This window comes from Phreatobacter sp. AB_2022a, assembly GCF_026847585.1.
In the GTDB taxonomy this organism is placed as follows: domain Bacteria; phylum Pseudomonadota; class Alphaproteobacteria; order Rhizobiales; family Phreatobacteraceae; genus Phreatobacter.
In genome coordinates this window covers 1-17672 of sequence record NZ_JAPSET010000077.1, presented here as the reverse complement: position 1 = coordinate 17672, position 17672 = coordinate 1, and the positions used below count along the sequence as shown (strand labels likewise).

Sequence of the window (17672 nt, the reverse complement as noted above, 5' to 3'; positions counted from 1 at the left end):
CTCGCCGGCCGCGACGTGCTCGCCTTCTGCGGCATCGGCCGGCCGGCGAAATTTGTCGAGACGCTGGGCGCGGCAGGCGCGCGCAATGCCGTGCTGCGGCCGTTCCCGGACCACCACGCCTATACCGAGGCCGACGCGCGGCAGCTGCTGGACGAGGCGGCGCGCACCGGCCTCGCCCTGGTGACGACGGAAAAGGACAGAGTCAAGCTGACGGGCTCGGCGGCGCTCGACGATCTCGCCGCCCGGACCACCACCGTGCCGGTTCAGCTCGTGCCGGAGGATCCGCCGGCCCTCGACCGGCTGATCGCGCCGGTCAGCCGCCCGCCTGCGCCTTGATCCGCTCGGGGTGCAGGCGCGCCAGCACGGCCTGCGGGCTCGCATAGGCTTCCTGGAACTGCACGCTCCAGTATTTCAGGTCGTCGATGGCGATTGTCTGCCCGGTCACCGCGCAGCGCACGAAGGCTCCCGGCTTGACGATGCGATAGTCGCCGTCGAGATAGCGGAGCTCGGCTTCGCCATCGGCTGGGCGGCCCGGGCCTAAGCGGTTGAGCATGGCGGAACGAACCTGCAGTACTGCTGCGGCCGGACGCGAGCGCCCGGCCGGCGTGAGATACGGGTCCCGGGCTCAGTTCGAGCCGGGCATGCGGGCAGGATCCTGGCCGCTCGGCTGGCGGTTGTAGGCCGCGCTCGGATCCTCGGGGCGCCGGCCGACCGGCCCATAGGGCGCATCCGGCGAGGCGGTGCGATAGCCCGGAGGCGGCTCGACCAGGCGGCGCCGGGTCGGTTCGCCCGGGAACGGCACCACGGCGTCCTGCTGGGACGGGCCGAACAGCGATCCGACCTGCTGCCAGATCGGCCTCACGCCCATTTCGGCGGCGCTGGCGGGGCCGGCCTGCTGCTGCTGCGACCGGTCGCGGGTGGTGTCCACCGGGCCGCCGCCGAACCAGCCGCCGCCCTGGCGGGCGCGCAGCTCGCCATTGGTCAGGGTCCGGCCGAGCTCGTCGCGCACGATCGGCGAATTCTCGGAGAGGCCGAGCGCGCGGGCGCGCGCGACGTCGGGATCGTTCGGCCAGGACGGATTGCGCGAGGCGGCCGATTCCTGCGGCGCCGGCAGCGCGCTGTTGCGCGGCAGGACGAGCGGCGCGCGTTCGCGGTAGTCGATGACCGGACGCTCGTTGTCGATGATGCCGAGGCCGCTGAGCAGCCCCTGGAACATGGTGCGCTCGACCGTGCTGCTATCGGTCTGCTGGGCCTGGGCGGCGGACGCCGCGAGGCCGAACGCCGTGACGAGGAGCGCGGTGGCAATGCGCTTCATGGTCATCATCCCTACTGGCTGCGGCGATGCCCGCGAACAGGCATCACCTCGCTGGTTACCGGCGACGCCTTTTTGCGAAAGACATCGGTTCTGCGGACATATTGGGCCCAATCACGCCGATTTCGAGGCATGGGGCCGGCCGCCGACGAGGGACTCATACAGAAGCAGGGCGACCCCCGCAACGATCGCGACATCGGCGAGATTGAAGATGTACCAGCGGAACTGCCAGCTCGCCGTGGTGATGTGGAAGGCGAAGAAATCGGCGACGGCACCATAAATGACGCGGTCGAGCCCGTTGCCCAGCGCGCCGCCGGCAATCAGCCCGAGCGACAGCGCGGTCAGACGGCTTTCCGCCCGGTAGAGCCACCAGGCAATCAGCGCCACCGCGCCGATCTTGAAGGCGACCAGCGCCCATTGCCCGATCGGGCCCTCCTGCTGGAACAGGCCGAAGGAGACGCCGTAGTTCCAGGCCATGACGAGATCGAGCACGGGCGCGATGGTGATCGACTGCCGCGCTTCGATGTCGACGACCTGCAGCATGAACACCTTGAAGGCCTGGTCGATGGCAAGCGTCGCCACGATGGCGATGAGGCCGAGCCGGAGATAGGGCGATGCGGTCACGGGTTCGGTTTCCCTTCGAGGCGGCTGTCCCTTGAGATCCTGGGCGAGTTGGCGCGGGCGGGCGCCGCGGTCAAGCCTTTTCGCCTCACGAGATCGGCATTTCGGCTCGACAAGGCGACGGCGAGCCGGCATATCCCGCGCCGACAGTGGGCAGCCCAGACACCCGATGAAACCGATCCTCTATTTTGTTCGCCACGGCGAGACCGACTGGAACGCCGAAGGCCGCCTGCAGGGCCAGCGCGACATTCCCCTGAACGATCTCGGCCGGGTCCAGGCCGGCGAGGTGGCCGGCGTGCTGGTCAAGCTCGGCGCCGCGGTGACCGATCTCGCCTATTGGGCAAGCCCGCTGTCGCGCGCCCGCGAAACCATGGAGCTGATGCGGCAGGGCCTCGATCTCGCGCCCTCCGGCTATCGTACCGACGACCGGCTGAAGGAGATCGCCTTCGGGGCCTGGGAGGGCCTGACCTGGGCCGAGGTCGAACGGGCCGATCCGCCGCTCGCGGCCGCCCGCGTCGCCGACAAATGGCATGTGCGGCCGCCGCGCGGCGAGAACTACGAGGATGTCGCGACGCGGCTCGCCACCTTCCTGCGGCTGATCGAGCGCGACACCGTGGTGGTTGCCCATGGCGGCATCGGCCGGGTGCTGATGGCGCTGATCGGCGGCCTCGGCACGGCGGAAGCGGCCGAGACCTATGTCCGCCAGGGCGTCGCCTATCTGTTCCAGGGCGGGCGGTTCCGGGTCGTCGAGCCCTGAACGTCAGTAGTTGCCGAGAATGCCCCAGAGGCTCTGGGCGCTCGGCAGCCGCGGCTGGCCGTTCGGCCGGTCCCACGGGCAGCGGAAGTGACCGGCGGTGACCGTCTCGTTCATGCCGGCCGGGAAACATTTCGGCCGCGTGCCGGGGGCGAGGTGCCCGCGGCTCTGCAAGGTCAGCAGCACGCGTTCGCGGGTCTCGTCGTCGAGACCCGACTGGGCGCGCGCCGGCAGGGCCGCCGGCAGCGCGAGGACGGCGCCGAGCAGGGCAAGGCGCAGCAGCCGCGGGGCGCGGCTCTGGCGATCGGAACGGCTGTCGGAACGGGTCATCGGGCGCTTCCTGGACAGGGGCATCTCCAGGCGACGCGACAGGACATTCGCGTGCATTGGAATGCGGAAGAGAATTCCGGCCATGCTCCGCCACGGCTGAGGCGGAAATATGCCCGGCAACGATCGAGGTCATTCTATCAGCCCGAGGCGCGAGCGTCATCGGGACGCTTCGCCGCGCTGTTCCCGTCAGCTTTTGCCGCTCCTGGCCCCGACCGCCCGGCCGAAGCGCTCCATGGCGAGGCGCAGCCGCTCGTCCTCGAAACCGGACAGCGCGGCGGCGAGGCGTTTTTCGTCGGCCGGCGGCGGCTTCGGCGGCGCGGGCTTGCGGCGGGCCGTCATCGGCACCTGGGTCAGCCGCATGGCGGCCACGCAACGCCAGCCGAAAAAGGCATTGACCCGCTCGACGATGATCGGCCCGAGATGCTGCACTTCGAGCGCGAAGGGCGCCTCGACCCGGACATGCAGCGTGCCGGGTTCCGGTTCGGCAAGCCCCTGGGCCCGCCGCGGCCAGGCGATCTTGATCGGCGAGCAGCGCCGCGCGAGGTCCTCGCCGACGATCTCGTCCCAGCGGGTGACCACCTCGGTCGCGGCGAAACCGGCTTTCTGCAGCGTCTCGGCAATCTCGGCGGCGACCAGATCGGCGAGAGGCCGCGGCCCCCGGCGGCGGGACATCTGTGTGTTCATCGTCGCCATCAGTTGAAAGCGTGTCCGGCTTTGGTCCAGGGTCGGCCCATGCCGAACCGATCCGACACCGCAATCCTAGCACGGCCCGCAGCAACCCGTCAGGCCGTCCCGGCCGGGCCGGCGGCGGCGCTGCTTGCCTGGTACGATCGCCACCGCCGACGGCTGCCCTGGCGCGCCCTGCCGGGCGAATCGGCCGATCCCTACCGCGTCTGGCTCTCGGAGATCATGCTGCAGCAGACCACGGTGAAGGCCGTCGGCCCCTATTTCGAGAAGTTCCTGAAGCTCTGGCCCGATGTCGAGGCGCTGGCGGCGAGTCCCGTCGAGGAGGTCATGAAGGCCTGGGCCGGCCTCGGCTATTATTCGCGTGCCCGCAATCTGCATGCCTGTGCCAAGACGGTGGCGATACAGCATGCCGGGCGGTTTCCCTGCGATGTCGCGGCGCTGCGCGCACTGCCGGGCATCGGCGACTATACTGCCGCGGCGATCGCCGCCATCGCCTTCGACCAGCCCGCTGCGGTGGTCGACGGCAATGTCGAGCGGGTGATCACCCGGCTCGACGCCATGGCGGCGGAGCTGCCCGGCGCCAAGCCGGCGATCCGGGCACGGGTGGCCGAGCTGCTCGATCCTGGCCGGGCCGGCGATTTCGCGCAGGCCATGATGGATCTCGGCGCCACCATCTGCACGCCGAAGCGGCCGGCCTGCACGCTCTGTCCGTGGACCGCGGCCTGCGCCGCGCGCGCCGCCGGCACGCAGGAGGCCTATCCGCGCAAGGCGCCGAAGGCGGCCGGCCGGTTGCGCCGCGGCGCCGCCTTCGTGGTCGTGCGCGCCGACCGCCGGCTGCTGGTCGGCACCCGGCCTCCGAAAGGCCTGCTCGGCGGCATGACCGAAATTCCCGGCAGTGCCTGGAGCGCGGATTTCGACCTGACCGCGGCCGACGAGGCCGCGCCCGTCGCGCTCGCCTATCGGCGGCTGCCCGGCGTCGTCTCCCATGTCTTCACCCATTTCCCGCTCGCGCTCACCGTGTTCCGCGCGGAGGCCCCGGCCGACCTTGCCGCGCCGGCCGGCCTGCGCTGGATCGGTTTCGAGGAAATCGAAGGCGAGGCGTTTCCGACCGTCATGCGCAAGGTGATCGCCCACGCGCTCTGAACGGCCGCCGAAAGGCTCGACAGTCGATCGCGGCGGATGTTTGATGGCGCCTCCGATCGGGAGCGAGGCGCATGGAACTGTCCGGCTTTATTCTGTTCTGCGGCGTCTATGCCATGGCGACCTTCTCGCCGGGGCCGGCGGTCGCCGCCGTCATCGCCCGGGTGCTCGGCACCGGCCTCAGGCGCACGGCGCCGTTCATCTGGGGCATCGTCGCCGGCGATCTCGTCTGGTTCGCGCTCGTCGCGCTCGGCCTCGCGGCGCTGGCGCAGAATTTCCACGCGCTGTTCCTGCTCATCAAATATGCCGGCGTCGCCTACCTGCTCTACCTCGCCTACAAGCTCTGGACCGCGCCGGCCGAGCCGCCAGAGGCGAGCGACAGGGCGCGCGGCGAGGGCTTCAAGCTGTTCCTCGGCGGCCTCGCCCTGACGCTCGGCAATGCCAAGGTCATGGTCTTCTTCGTGTCGATCCTGCCGCTGGTGGTCGATCTCGCCGCCATCACGCCGCTCGCGGCGGTGGAGGTCGCGGCCATGATGATGGTGATCCTGTCGGCCGCGATGTGGACCTATGCGCTGGTCGCGGCGCGCGCCCGCCGGTTCATTTCCAGCCCGCGCATGATGCGCCTCGTCAACCGCGGCACCGGCACCATGATGGCCGGTGCGGCGGTGGCGGTCGCCGCGCGCGGCTGATCCTCGAGGCCGCGTATCAGGCCTCGAAGATCATGTCAGATCTCGAAGAACACCGTCTCGTCCTCGCCCTGCAGGCGGATGTCGAGGCGGTAGGTCGTGCCCTCGCGCCGGGCGATCAGGGTCTTGCGCCGGTCGGCCGGCACGAGGTTGAGGATCGCGTCGGTGTCGTTCGACGGCTCGCCGTCGAAATAGATGCGCGTATAGAGGTGCCGCAGCATGCCGCGGCCGAACACCGCGACCAGGAGATGCGGGGCCTGCTCGGCGCCGTTGAGCCCCGGCGTCCGGCCCGGCTTGATCGTCTCGAAGCGGTAGGTGCCCTCGGCGTTCGTGTCCGACCGCCCGAAGCCCATGAAGCTGTTGCTCGCCCGGGCCCGCCCGTCGGCGGGATGGGCATAGCGGCCGTCGGCATCGGCCTGCCAGATCTCGATCATGGCGTCCGGCACGGGCGTGCCGGCGCCGTCGATGACCCGGCCGGTGACGACGATGTGCTCGCCGGCCGTGCCCGGCGCGGCGACCCGGCCGTCGGCGCTGACCGGCACGTCCGGATAGGCCGAGCCCGGCGTCAGGCCGTAGTGGAAGAACGGGCCGACCGTCTGCGACGGCGAGATGCCGTCCGGGCGGTCCTTGGCGGTGCCGTCAGTGGTCATGGGGCTCTTCCGTCGGGGTGGCGTCGCGGCCGCGCAGGACAATGTCGAACTGATAGCCGAGCGCCCATTCGGGCATGGTGGTCTCGAGATCGAAACGGGCGATCAGCCGCTCGCGCGCCCGTGCGTCGGGGATGCCATTGAAGATCGGATCGAAGGGGAACAGCGGGTCGCCGGGAAAATACATCTGGGTGACCAGGCGCGACAGGAAGGACGGGCCGAACACCGAGAAGTGGATATGGGCCGGCCGCCAGGCATTGTGGTGGTTGCGCCAGGGATAGGCGCCGGGCCGGATGGTGGTGAAGCGGTAACGGCCGTCCGGGCCGGTCACGTAACGGCCCGCGCCGGTGAAATTCGGGTCGAGCGGGGCCGGGTGCTGGTCCCGGGCATGGACGTAGCGGCCGGCGGCATTGGCCTGCCAGAGCTCGACCAGCGCATTCGGCACAGGCCTGCCGTCCTCGTCCAGCACGCGGCCGGTGACGATGATGCGCTCGCCCTGCGGCTCACCGGCATGCTGGCGGGTCAGGTCGCAGTCGCTCTCGCGCACCTTGTCGTGGCCATAGACGGGTCCGGTCAGCTCGCTGAGCGTGTGCGGCACGATGATCAGGGGCTTCTGCGGCGCCCGCAGCACGGTGCTGGTATAGGCCGGATGCAGGCTCGGCGGGTGCGCCAGCGCCGCCTTGCGTGGAAATTCCAGCGTCATGGTCTCGCTCCCTCGTTTTTTGGCGAGTGGCGAATAGGGATTGCCGAGCGCCGACAAGAAGCAAGATGCCCTATTCGCTATTCGCTATTCGCTATTCGCTATTCGCTATTCGCTATTCGCCATCAAGCCACGCGCTCGACGGCGAGGGCGACGCCCTGGCCGACGCCGACGCACATGGTGGCGAGGCCGTAGCGCCCGCCGGTTTTTTCGAGCTGGTGCACGGCGGTTGCGGCGATGCGCGCGCCGGACATGCCGAGCGGATGGCCGAGCGCGATGGCGCCGCCGTTCGGATTGACGTGGTCGGCATCCTCGGGCAGGCCGAGGCCGCGCAGCACGGCGATGCCCTGGCTCGCGAAGGCCTCGTTGAGCTCGATCACGTCGAAGTCCGACACCTTGATGCCGAGCCGCTCGACCAGCTTCTTCACCGCCGGCACCGGGCCGATGCCCATGATGCGCGGCGGCACGCCGGCCGAGGCGAGGCCGAGCACGCGCGCGCGCGGCGTCAGGCCGTATTTCGTCACCGCCTCGGCCGAGGCGACGATCATCGCCGCGGCGCCGTCGTTGACGCCGGAGGCATTGCCGGCGGTCACCGTGCCGGGCTGGCGCACGAAGGCCTTCAGCTTGGCGAGGCCTTCCGCGGTCGTCTCCGGCCGCGGATGCTCGTCCTTGTCGACGACGATCGGACCGCCTCTGCCGGCGATCTCCACCGGCACGATCTCCTCGGCGAAATAGCCCGAGGCGATGGCCTTGCCGGCGCGCTGCTGCGAGCGCAGGGCGAACGCGTCCTGGGCCTCGCGCGAGACCTGGAACTCCTCGGCGACATTCTCGCCCGTCTCGGGCATGGAATCGACGCCGTACTGGGCCTTCATCAGGGGATTGATGAAGCGCCAGCCGATGGTCGTGTCGAACACCTCGGAGGTGCGCTGGAACGGCTCGGCCGACTTGCCCATCACGAAGGGCGCGCGGGTCATGCTCTCGACGCCGCCGGCGATGGCGAGGTCGATGTCGCCGGCCTTGATCGCACGGGCGGCTGCGCCGACCGCGTCGAGGCCGGAGGCGCAGAGACGGTTGACGGTCAGCGCCGGTACCGTGTCGGGCAGGCCGGCCAGCAGGCTGGCCATGCGCGCGACGTTGCGGTTGTCCTCGCCGGCCTGGTTGGCGCAGCCGAACACCACCTCGTCGATGGCGCCGGCGAGCGCCGGATGGCGGGCGATCAGCGCCTTCAGCGGCGCCGCCGCGAGGTCGTCGGCCCGCACCTTGGCAAGCGCGCCGCCATAGCGGCCGATCGGGGTGCGCACGGCGTCGCAGATGAAGACATCGGCCATGGGTCAGAGCCTCCTTGGGCGGTCCGGAGAGGGTCAGGCCGCGTGCGCGGCCTTGGTGCGGGCATGCAGGTCGCGCAGCACGGTCAGTTCGGTGGCGCTCGGCACCGGCGTCTCGGTGACCTCGGCGGCATATTTCACCGGCCAGCCGCAATTGGCCTGGATCTGCTCGCGGCTGACGCCCGGATGGATCGAGGTGACGGTGAGTTCGCTCGTCTCCGGATCGGGCTCGAAGATGCAGAGGTCGGTGATGAGGCGGGTGGGGCCGCGGGTGGTGACGCCGAGCGCCTCGCGCGAGCCTTTGCCGGTGCCGTGGCCGAGCGAGGTGATGAAGGGCAGCTTGTCCATGAAGGCGCGCTGGCCCATCGCCATGATGATGAAGATCTGGCCGCAATGGATGGCGATTTCGGGCGCGCCGCCGCCGCCGGGCAGGCGCACCTTGGGATCGTCATAGGGGCCGACCACGGTCGTGTTGAGATTGGCGAAGCGGTCGATCTGGGCGCCGCCGAGGAAGCCCACCGTGATCCGGCCGCCCTGCAGCCAGTAGCGGAACATTTCCGGCACCGAGACGGTGGTGAGCGCCGTGTCGCACAGTTCGCCGTCGCCGATCGACAGCGGCAGCACGGTCGGCCGGGTCGACAGCGTGCCGGATTCGTAGATCAGGGTGATCTTCGGCGCATGGGTCAGGCGGGCGAGGTTGCAGGCGGCCGATGGCGCGCCGATGCCGACGAAGCAGATGTCGTCGTTGCCGAGCAGCCGCGCCGCGCTGATCGTCATCATTTCGCTGGGGGTGTAATCGGTCATGATCGGCTCCCTCACTCGGCCGCGATCGCGAAGCGCCGGGCATAGTCGGCAAAATCCTCCGGGCCCTTGGCGAGGACATTCTCCTCCATCCACTTCAGGAAGGTCTCGCGCTCGCGGGCGATGGCGTCCCAGGCAATGTAGAAGGCATTGTCGCGCTTGTAATAGCCCTGGGCGTAGGACGGATGCGCGCCGCCGGGAACCTTGACCACCGCGCTGACCGTCCAGGCCGGCAGGATCGCCGCATTGGTGCTGCGCGGTCCGAAATCGTCGACGATCTCCTCCACCGTCACCACCGAGCGCTTGGCTGCCAGCACTGCCTCCTTCTGCACGCCGACAATGCCTTCGATCAGGACGTTGCCCTCCCGATCGGCGCGCTGGGCATGGATGAGGGTGACGTCGGGGCGCACCGCCGGCACGGTCGCCAGCACTTCGCCGGTATAGGGGCAGGTGACCGACCTGATGCGCGGATTGACCTTGGGCAGGTCGACGCCGCGATAGCCGCGGAACACGGCGAAGGGCAGGTTGGCCGCGCCAGCCTCGAAGGCATTGGCCATGGCCGCGTGGGAATGTTCCTCGATCTCCAGCTTGCGCGGCCAGCCGCGCTCCACCGCATCGCGCATCCGGTGCAGCGAGCCGACGCCGGGATTGCCGGCCCAGGAGAAGACGAGCTTCTTCACCTGGCCCATGCCGATGAGCTGATCGTAGAGGATGTCGGGCGTCATGCGGATCAGCGTCAGGTCCTGGCGCTTCTGCCTGATCACCTCATGGCCGGCGGCGTAGGGAATGAGGTGGGTGAAGCCTTCCATGGCCACGGTATCGCCGTCGCGCACATTCGCGGCGATGGCCTCGGACAGGGACATGAATGCCGCCATGATCCATCCTTCCTCGATAAGGGGAGCGTTTCCACTGAAGGCGTTCCTCGCGCCGGCGGCCTCGGCTGTCAAGTGCGATATGCGGATATCAGGGCGATTATCGCCCATAATGCGAACAGCATGGCTCCCCTGCCGAAGCCATGCCTGCCTGCGGGCTCGCCATCTGCTGGCGCCGATCGCGGCATTGTCGGGCGGCCGCCCCGCCGGCGGCCGGGCGGGCGGGGGCGCCGGGCCCAGTGGCGTCATGGCGGGCGGCCTGCCAACAATTTTCTCCGCCTGCGCCCACTTGCCGCAAATCATTGCCTTTTCCCGCGCCAGGCGAGGCGAAACCGCCTCGGGCTCCGCTGAGTCATCGGGGAAAAACCTTATGGCATGGGATCGGGCAGCCGCTACCGTGGCGCGTCCGGCCCAGGCCGGACGGTTCGCAAGCTTCAGAACAAGGGCGGCAAGGCCCGGCTGCGAACCAGAGCGGGAACGTCGGCAGCGTCACTCCAGGGGAGTCCTCACAATGGATCGCAGACATTTCATCAAGGCCGGCGCCGGCATTGGCGCGCTGGCCGCGAGCGGCGGGCTTGCCGCGCCGGCCCTGGCGCAGGGCGCCGCGGCCAAGACCCTGCGCTTCGTGCCGCAGGCCAATCTTGCCAATTTCGACCCCATCTGGGGCACTCAATATGTCGTGCGCAACGCCGCGGCGCTGGTCTGGGACACGCTTTACGGCGTCGACGACAAGCTGACGCCCCAGCGCCAGATGGTCGAGCACGAGGAAGTGTCCTCCGACGGGCTGACCTGGACCTTTCGGCTGCGCCCCGGCCTCAAATTCCATGACGGCACGCCGGTGCTCGCGCGCGACTGCGTGGCGAGCCTCGTGCGCTGGTCCGCCCGCGATCCGATGGGGCTGATGCTCAAGGCGATCCAGGAGGAACTCGTTGCGGTCGACGACCGCACCTTCCGCTGGCGGCTGAAGAAGCCCTATCCGAAAATGCTGCTGGCGCTCGCCAAGAACAATGCGCCCTGCTCGTTCATGATGCCGGAGCGGATCGCCAAGACCGACCCCTTCCAGCAGATCAGCGAATATATCGGCTCCGGCCCGATGAAGTTCGTCCGCGGCGACTGGGTCCCCGGGGCGAAGGCCGTGTTCGAGCGCTTCGCCGACTATGTGCCGCGCGCCGAGCCCGCATCCTGGCTCGCCGGCGGCAAGAAGATGCTGGTCGACCGCATCGAGTGGCACATCATGCCCGATCCGGCGACCGCCTCGGCGGCGCTGCAGAACGGCGAGGTCGACTGGTGGGAGAACCCGATCGCCGACCTCGTGCCGGTGCTCAAGCGCAACCGCAACATCAAGGTCGACATCGGCGATCCGCTCGGCAATATCGGCGCCTTCCGTCTCAACCACCTGCACCCGCCGTTCAATGACGTCCGCGCGCGCCGCGCGCTCCTGACCGCGCTCAGCCAGGAAGACTTCATGCGCGCCATCGTCGGCTCCGACGACAGCCTGTGGAAGGCGCTGCCCGGCTATTTCACGCCCGGCACGCCGCTCTACAACGAGGAGGGCGGCGAGATCCTGAAGGGCCCACGCGACCTCGCCGCGGCCAAGAAGCTGCTCGCCGAGAGCGGCTATTCCGGCCAGCCGGTGACCATGGTGGTCGCGCAGGACCAGCCGGTCACCAAGGCCCAGGGCGACGTTGCCGCCGACCTTCTCAAGAAGCTCGGCATGAACGTCGATTTCATCGCCACCGACTGGGGCACGACCGGCCAGCGCCGCGCCGTCAAGGCGCCGCCGGCGCAGGGCGGCTGGAACATCTTCTTCTCCTGGCATGCCGGTGCCGACTGCATCAATCCGGCGAGCTACACGGCGATCCGCGCCAATGGCGACGGCGCCTGGTTCGGCTGGCCCGATATCCCCGCGGTGGAGCAGCAGGTGGGCAACTGGTTCGAGGCCAAGACCCTCGACGAGGAGAAGGTCGCCATGCGTGCGCTCAACAAGGCGGCGCTCGACAATGTCGTCTACGTGCCCTCGGGCTTCTTCCTCGGCTACACTGCCTGGCGCAACAGCGTCAGCGGCATCGTCAAGGGGCCGCTGCCGTTCTTCTGGAACGTGGCGAAGAGCTGACCATAGGGTCTGCTCGAATTCCGGGAGGCAGGTCACCGCCTTCCGGGAGTTTCAATGGCTGGCGGATCGATCATAAGGTCTGTCGGCAGCAACCGGCCCGGGCGGGGCGGGCTTTTGAACCCTCCTGCCCCGGGCTTCTTTTGAAAAGACGGTACGGATGTTCGTTTACATCGCCCGGCGGATACTCGCGACGATCCCTGTCATGGCCGTCGTCGCGCTGTTCGTGTTCTCGCTTCTGTATATCGCGCCGGGCGACCCGGCGGCGGTGATCGCCGGCGACCAGGCCTCGCCCGCCGATGTCGAGAAGATCCGCCAGAGCCTCGGCCTCGACCGGCCGTTCCTCGTCCAGTTCGGCGACTGGGTCTGGCGGCTCGTGCATTTCGATCTCGGCACCTCGATCTTTACCGGTCTGCCGGTGACGCAGCTGATCGCCCAGCGCATCGAGCCGACCCTGTCGCTGATGATCGTGACCCTGATCCTGGCCGTGGCGATCGCCGTGCCGCTCGGCGTCGTCGCCGCCTGGAAGTCCGGAACCCTGATCGACCGGGCGATCATGGCCTTCGCGGTCTTCGGCTTCTCGGTGCCGGTCTTCGTCGTCGGCTACCTGCTCGCCTATCTGTTCGCGCTCGAGCTCGAATGGCTGCCCGTCCAGGGCTACACGCCGATCGCGCAGGGTCTCTGGCCGTGGTTCGAGAACCTGATCCTGCCGGCCATCGCGCTTGGCTGCGTCTATGTCGCGCTGATCGCCCGCATCACCCGCGCCACCATGCTGGAGGTGCTGCAGCAGGACTATGTGCGCACCGCCCGCGCCAAGGGCGTCGGGCAGGGCGGCATCCTGTTCCTGCATGCGCTGAAGAATGCGGCGGTGCCGATCGTCACCGTCATCGGCATCGGCATCGCGCTGCTGATCGGCGGCGCCGTCGTCACCGAAAGCGTCTTCGCCATTCCCGGCCTCGGCCGGCTGACCGTCGATGCGATCCTCAGGCGCGACTATCCGGTGATCCAGGGCCTCGTGCTCCTGTTCTCCTTCGTCTACGTGCTGGTCAATCTCGCGATCGACCTCGTCTATACCCTCGTTGATCCGAGGATCCGCTATTGAACATGCAACCTTCCCAGATCTCCGCCGGTCAGATCCCCCCCGGCACCGTGGTCGCTCCTGAGCTTCCGGACGTGCTGCCCGAGGTGAAGCCGCGCCGCGGCATGATCGGCTTCCTGCGCCGCTATCCGACGATCGCGATCGGCGCGGCGCTGCTCCTCCTGATGCTGATCGCGGCGGTCTTCGCGCCCTATCTCGGCACCGTCGACCCGACCGCCATCGCCACCTCCCGGCGCACCCGCGAGCCCTCCGCGCTCTACTGGTTCGGCACCGACATGCTCGGCCGCGACATCTATTCGCGCGTGCTCTACGGCGCCCGCGTCTCGCTGATCGTCGGCTTCTCGGTGGCGATCCTCGCCTCGCTCGGCGGCCTGCTGGTCGGCCTGATCTCGGGTTTCGTCAGGGTCGCCGACAGCCTCATCATGCGCGTCATGGACGGCATCATGTCGATCCCGCCGATCCTGCTCGCGGTGGCGCTGATGGCGCTCACCCGCGGCTCGGTCGGCAATGTCATCGTCGCCATCACGATCGCCGAGATCCCGCGCGTCTCGCGCCTGGTGCGCGGCGTCGTGCTGTCACTGCGCGAACAGCCCTATGTCGATGCCGCGGTCGCCGCCGGCACGCGCACGCCGATGATCATCCTGCGTCACATCCTGCCCAACACGCTGGCGCCGCTGATCGTGCAGGCCACCTATATCTGCGCCAGCGCGATGATCACCGAGGCGATCCTGTCGTTCATCGGCGCCGGCACCCCGCCGATCACGCCGTCCTGGGGCAATATCATGGCCGAGGGCCGGGCGCTGTGGCAGGTCAAGTTCTACATCGTGCTGTTCCCGGCCATCTTCCTGTCGCTGACGGTGCTGGCGGTGAACCTGCTCGGCGACGGTCTGCGCGACGCGCTCGATCCGCGCATGGCCAAAGCAGACTGACCGGAGATTGATCGCATGGCCCATCTGCTCGAGGTCGAGAACCTGCAGACCCATTTCCGCACGCCCGACGGCATCAACCGGGCGGTCGACGGCGTGTCGTTCCATGTCGATGCCGGCGAGACTCTGGCGATCGTCGGCGAATCCGGCTGCGGCAAGTCGGTCACCTCGATGTCGCTCCTGCGGCTCATCCCGGAGCCGCCCGGCCGCATTGCCGGTTCGATCCGCTTCCAGGGCAAGGACCTGCTGGCCCTGTCCGAGAAGGAGATGCGCGGCATCCGCGGCAACGACATCTCGATGATCTTCCAGGAGCCGATGACCTCGCTCAATCCGGTCCTCACCGTCGGGCGGCAGATCGGCGAGACGCTGCGCCTGCATCAGGGCCTCGACAGGGCGGCGGCCGAACGACGCGCCATCGAAATGCTGACCCTGGTCGGCATTCCCGAACCGGCCCGCCGTGTCAGGGAATATCCGCACCAGCTTTCGGGCGGCATGCGCCAGCGCGTGATGATCGCCATCGCTCTCGCCTGCAATCCGAAGCTCCTGATCGCCGACGAGCCGACCACCGCGCTCGACGTGACCATCCAGGCGCAGATCCTCGACCTGATGCGCGATCTCAAGCACCGGGTCGGCGCCGCCATCGTGCTGATCACCCACGATCTCGGCGTCGTCGCCGAGGTCGCCGAGCGGGTCATGGTCATGTATGCCGGGCGCAAGGTCGAGGAGGCACCGGTCAAGGAGCTGTTCAACGATCCGCGCCACCCCTACACCCAGGGCCTGCTCGGCGCGGTGCCGAAGCTCGGCTCGTCGGTGGAAGGTACGGCCACGCGGCTGTCCGAGATCCCGGGCCTCGTGCCGAGCCTGAAGACGCGCATCCAGGGCTGCGTCTTCGCCGGCCGCTGCACGAAGGTCACCGATCTCTGCCGGGCGGTCGCGCCCGGCCTCGAAACCAAGGCCGCACGGCACATCGTCGCCTGCCACCATGCGCAGAAAGAGGCCGTCGCCGCATGAGCCAGCCCCTGCTTCAAGTCAACGACCTGAAAAAGCACTTCCCGATCACCGGAGGCTTCTTCGGCGGCGTCACCGCCAAGGTCTATGCGGTCGACGGCGTTTCCTTCGACATCGCCAAGGGCGAGACGCTGTCGCTGGTCGGCGAATCCGGCTGCGGCAAGTCGACCGTCGGCAAGGCCATCCTCAAGCTGTTCCCCATCACCTCGGGCGAGGTCGTGCTCGACGGCCAGCGCATCGACGGCATGTCGCCGGGCGCGCTCAGGCCGATCCGTCGGCGCGTGCAGGTGGTGTTCCAGGACCCGTTCTCCTCGCTCAACCCGCGCCTGAAGGTGCGCGACATCCTGGCCGAGCCGATCACCAATTTCGGCCTCGCCAAGGATCGCGCCGACATCGACCGGCGCATCGGCGACCTCATGGACACGGTGCGCCTGCCGCGCGATGCGGTGAACCGCTGGCCGCACGAGTTTTCCGGCGGCCAGCGCCAGCGCATCGGCATCGCTCGCGCGCTCGCCGCCGAGCCGGACCTGATCATCTGCGACGAGGCGGTCTCGGCCCTCGACGTCTCGGTCAAGGCGCAGATCGTCAACCTCCTGCAGGACCTGCAGAAGGAGCTCGGACTCGCCCTCCTGTTCATCAGCCACGACCTGGCCGTGGTCGAGCACATGACGCATCGCGTGGCGGTGATGTATCTCGGCAAGATCGTCGAGATCGCCCCGCGCCGCGGCATCTTCGCCGAGCCGAAGCATCCCTATACCCAGGCGCTGCTCTCCGCCGTGCCGGTTCCCGATCCCGGTGCGGCGCGCGAGCGCATCATCCTGAAAGGCGACGTGCCGAGCCCGATCAATCCGCCGAAGGGCTGCCGCTTCCACACACGCTGCCCCTATGCCTTCGAGCGCTGCCGGGTGGAGGAGCCGCAGCTCAAGGCCACTGGCGAGGGGCATTTCGCCGCCTGCCACCTGCATGACGAGCCGGCGCGCGCGTGAGCATGCGCCGCTCCAGGTGAGGCCTTGCTGCGGCTTGGCTGTTCGGAAGGCTTGGGAGGTTTCTGCCGGAGGGTGCATCGTGCGACTGCCGATGATCGGTCTTCTCGCCGGATGTCTGGCGGCGGTCGCATGGTCCGCCAGCGCCGGTGGAGTACCGACCAGGCCGGCCGCTATATCGATGACATTCGCGACGCCTGTCGCGGGCTCGCAGATGGTCGAAAGCGAGGTCAAAAAGTAGCGATTCGCGCTGGTTACACGAAGTTCGCGGTCGGGGCCCATCTCCTGTTTTATCGCGTGGAAGATGGTGTAATCGGCATCGTTCGCATTCCCCCCGACGAGTGGATGCAGAGGCGCATCTGGACTGATCGAGGCTGCGATCTCTGTCTCCCCGTGATCCGATGTCTTTTGGGAAGCTCGTTTTCACACCCGCGTGTCCCAGCCGTCGGCGCGAGTCGTGTCTCCCAGGCAAATCCAAAAGGGGAAGGCTTTTGCCGCCGTCTCCTCAAGGCTGAAACGGGGTTTCGACCGGCAACCGCGTCAAATTGAAACATGACGTCGGAAACATTTGCAAATCCTGGCTTTATCGGCCGGGACGCGGCGCTCCATCTGGCGATCCGCGAAAAATGCCTTATTTGTGCGGTGTGCTGCGGGATATACGATACGGTGTCTTCGTGCGGTGATTTGGAGTTTCGCTGGGTTGCGCTATCACGTTCCGGGTGAACCTTGAGATCGGGCCGTCATGAGGCAGCCATAAGCCGCAGACCGCCTTGTCGTGTCTCGTTTCCGCCCCCGAAAGTCGGCGACCATGAACAACGCATTTGACATCTACACGATCATCTTCCTGGCTCTTGCGGTGTTCATCTTCTTCCGCTTGCGTAGCGTGCTCGGCACCAAGACCGGCCAGGAGCGCGACCCGTTCCAGTCGGGCGACAAGAACCGCGAGGCCCAGCGCGGGCCCGCCGACGTCGTCCCCCTGCCGAACCGCAACGGCCAGCAGCAGCCCGCCCCGCCCCCGGCGGCCGAGCCGGGCCAGCCGGCCGAACCGCGCTGGACCAATGTCGCCGCCGCCGGCTCGTCGGCCGCACGCGGCCTCGACGCCATCGCCGGACGCGACCCGTCCTTCGACGCGGTCGGCTTCATCGGTGGCGCCAAGTCGGCCTATGAGATGATCGTGCTGGCTTTTGCCGGCGGCGATCGCCGGACGCTGCGCGACCTCCTGGCCAAGGACGTTTTCGAAGGCTTCGAGGCCGCGATCAAGGAACGCGAGAGCCGTGGCGAGACGGTCGAGACCCGCTTTGTCGGCATCGAGAAGGCGGACATCACCGACGCGCAGATGCGCGGCGACCAGGCCCAGGTCACGCTGAAATTCGTTTCCCAGCTGGTGACCGCGACGCGCGACCGTGCCGGCAATGTCGTCGACGGCTCGCCCGACCGTGTCACCGACGTGACCGATATCTGGACCTTCGCGCGCAATGTCACCGACCGCGATCCGAACTGGCGTCTGATCGCGACCGAAGCCGGCAGCTGACCCGGCACCGCGCGGGAGGCGCCGATGAGAGGTCGCTTGGTCCGCTGCGCCGGCCTTGCGGCCCTGGCGCTGGCGGTGGCAGCGCCGGGCACGCCGGCCCAGGCGGCCAGCGAACTTCTCCTGTTGCTGCGGCAGTCTGC

The 17672-nt window shown here is 68.5% G+C and carries 21 protein-coding genes; 11 read left to right on the top strand and 10 right to left on the bottom strand.

The features are described 5' to 3' along the window. Positions 1–336, top strand: a 336-nt coding sequence (locus OZ671_RS30370) for a tetraacyldisaccharide 4'-kinase (protein WP_268864176.1), incomplete at its 5' end; no start/stop codon positions are given. Here OZ671_RS30370 and OZ671_RS30365 read toward each other — a convergent pair. The 3 genes from OZ671_RS30365 to lspA form a co-directional block, all read right to left on the bottom strand. Continuing rightward, positions 314–553: a DUF2093 domain-containing protein gene (locus tag OZ671_RS30365; RefSeq protein ID WP_268864175.1), complete on the bottom strand. Its 240-nt coding sequence runs from the start codon at positions 551–553 to the stop codon at positions 314–316. The two genes, OZ671_RS30370 and OZ671_RS30365, sit on opposite strands and share 23 nt — an antisense overlap. Positions 554–625: 72 nt before the next feature. After that, positions 626–1315, bottom strand: a complete 690-nt coding sequence (locus OZ671_RS30360; protein ID WP_268864174.1) for a hypothetical protein — start codon at positions 1313–1315, stop codon at positions 626–628. Positions 1316–1426: 111 nt separating this feature from the next. Then, entirely contained in the window at positions 1427–1936 is a 510-nt protein-coding gene (gene lspA, locus OZ671_RS30355) for a signal peptidase II (protein ID WP_268864173.1), read from the bottom strand. Between the two features lie 166 nt (positions 1937–2102). On the opposite strand from lspA, the gene OZ671_RS30350 reads away from it, so the two are divergent. Continuing rightward, a complete protein-coding gene (locus OZ671_RS30350) occupies positions 2103–2690 on the top strand; it encodes a histidine phosphatase family protein (protein WP_268864172.1) in 588 nt (195 codons plus the stop codon). Positions 2691–2693: 3 nt separating this feature from the next. Here OZ671_RS30350 and OZ671_RS30345 read toward each other — a convergent pair whose 3' ends face one another. Both OZ671_RS30345 and OZ671_RS30340 read right to left on the bottom strand, forming a co-directional pair. Beyond that, complete coding sequence (locus tag OZ671_RS30345; RefSeq protein WP_268864171.1) at positions 2694–3017, bottom strand: hypothetical protein; 324 nt, start codon at positions 3015–3017, stop codon at positions 2694–2696. A 186-nt stretch (positions 3018–3203) separates the two neighbouring features. Then, a complete protein-coding gene (locus OZ671_RS30340; RefSeq protein ID WP_268864170.1) occupies positions 3204–3689 on the bottom strand; it encodes a DUF721 domain-containing protein in 486 nt (161 codons plus the stop codon). 60 nt (positions 3690–3749) lie between these two features. On the opposite strand from OZ671_RS30340, the gene mutY reads away from it, so the two are divergent. Both mutY and OZ671_RS30330 read left to right on the top strand, forming a co-directional pair. After that, positions 3750–4847, top strand: coding sequence for an A/G-specific adenine glycosylase (mutY, locus tag OZ671_RS30335; protein ID WP_268864169.1), 1098 nt, complete (start codon positions 3750–3752; stop codon positions 4845–4847). Positions 4848–4918: 71 nt separating this feature from the next. Beyond that, a complete protein-coding gene (locus OZ671_RS30330) occupies positions 4919–5533 on the top strand; it encodes a LysE family translocator (RefSeq protein WP_268864168.1) in 615 nt (204 codons plus the stop codon). Between the two features lie 35 nt (positions 5534–5568). On the opposite strand, the gene pcaG is transcribed toward OZ671_RS30330, so the two are convergent. The 5 genes from pcaG to OZ671_RS30305 form a co-directional block, all read right to left on the bottom strand. Beyond that, entirely contained in the window at positions 5569–6180 is a 612-nt protein-coding gene (gene pcaG / locus OZ671_RS30325) for a protocatechuate 3,4-dioxygenase subunit alpha (RefSeq protein WP_268864167.1), read from the bottom strand. Further along, positions 6170–6880: a protocatechuate 3,4-dioxygenase subunit beta gene (pcaH, locus tag OZ671_RS30320; RefSeq protein ID WP_268864166.1), complete on the bottom strand. Its 711-nt coding sequence runs from the start codon at positions 6878–6880 to the stop codon at positions 6170–6172. The genes pcaG and pcaH overlap by 11 nt, the downstream gene beginning before the upstream one ends. Before the next feature lie 122 nt (positions 6881–7002). Next, positions 7003–8205, bottom strand: a complete 1203-nt coding sequence (pcaF, locus tag OZ671_RS30315; RefSeq protein WP_268864165.1) for a 3-oxoadipyl-CoA thiolase — start codon at positions 8203–8205, stop codon at positions 7003–7005. Between the two features lie 33 nt (positions 8206–8238). Continuing rightward, positions 8239–9006 (bottom strand): CoA-transferase subunit beta, encoded by a 768-nt coding sequence (locus OZ671_RS30310; RefSeq protein ID WP_268864164.1) that lies wholly within the window; start codon positions 9004–9006, stop codon positions 8239–8241. An 11-nt stretch (positions 9007–9017) separates the two neighbouring features. Continuing rightward, a complete protein-coding gene (locus OZ671_RS30305; RefSeq protein ID WP_268864163.1) occupies positions 9018–9878 on the bottom strand; it encodes a CoA transferase subunit A in 861 nt (286 codons plus the stop codon). A gap of 508 nt (positions 9879–10386) precedes the next feature. Here OZ671_RS30305 and OZ671_RS30300 point away from each other — a divergent pair. The 7 genes from OZ671_RS30300 to OZ671_RS30275 all read left to right on the top strand — a co-directional run bounded on the left by OZ671_RS30300 (position 10387) and on the right by OZ671_RS30275 (position 17532). Next, positions 10387–11988 carry an ABC transporter substrate-binding protein gene (locus OZ671_RS30300; protein ID WP_268864162.1) on the top strand — a complete coding sequence of 534 codons (1602 nt, stop codon included), beginning with the start codon at positions 10387–10389 and terminating at the stop codon, positions 11986–11988. A gap of 157 nt (positions 11989–12145) precedes the next feature. Beyond that, positions 12146–13087, top strand: coding sequence for an ABC transporter permease (locus OZ671_RS30295; protein WP_268864161.1), 942 nt, complete (start codon positions 12146–12148; stop codon positions 13085–13087). A 2-nt stretch (positions 13088–13089) separates the two neighbouring features. After that, a complete protein-coding gene (locus OZ671_RS30290; RefSeq protein ID WP_268864160.1) occupies positions 13090–14013 on the top strand; it encodes an ABC transporter permease in 924 nt (307 codons plus the stop codon). Positions 14014–14028: 15 nt separating this feature from the next. After that, entirely contained in the window at positions 14029–15021 is a 993-nt protein-coding gene (locus tag OZ671_RS30285; protein ID WP_328286411.1) for an ABC transporter ATP-binding protein, read from the top strand. Continuing rightward, positions 15018–16004, top strand: a complete 987-nt coding sequence (locus OZ671_RS30280; RefSeq protein WP_268864159.1) for an ABC transporter ATP-binding protein — start codon at positions 15018–15020, stop codon at positions 16002–16004. The genes OZ671_RS30285 and OZ671_RS30280 overlap by 4 nt, the downstream gene beginning before the upstream one ends. 111 nt (positions 16005–16115) lie before the next feature. Further along, on the top strand, positions 16116–16550 hold the full coding sequence (locus OZ671_RS32125) for a type II toxin-antitoxin system RelE/ParE family toxin (protein WP_442957147.1): 435 nt from the start codon (positions 16116–16118) through the stop codon (positions 16548–16550). A 259-nt stretch (positions 16551–16809) separates the two neighbouring features. Next, on the top strand, positions 16810–17532 hold the full coding sequence (locus OZ671_RS30275; RefSeq protein WP_268864158.1) for a Tim44/TimA family putative adaptor protein: 723 nt from the start codon (positions 16810–16812) through the stop codon (positions 17530–17532). Positions 17533–17672 lie beyond the last annotated feature (140 nt).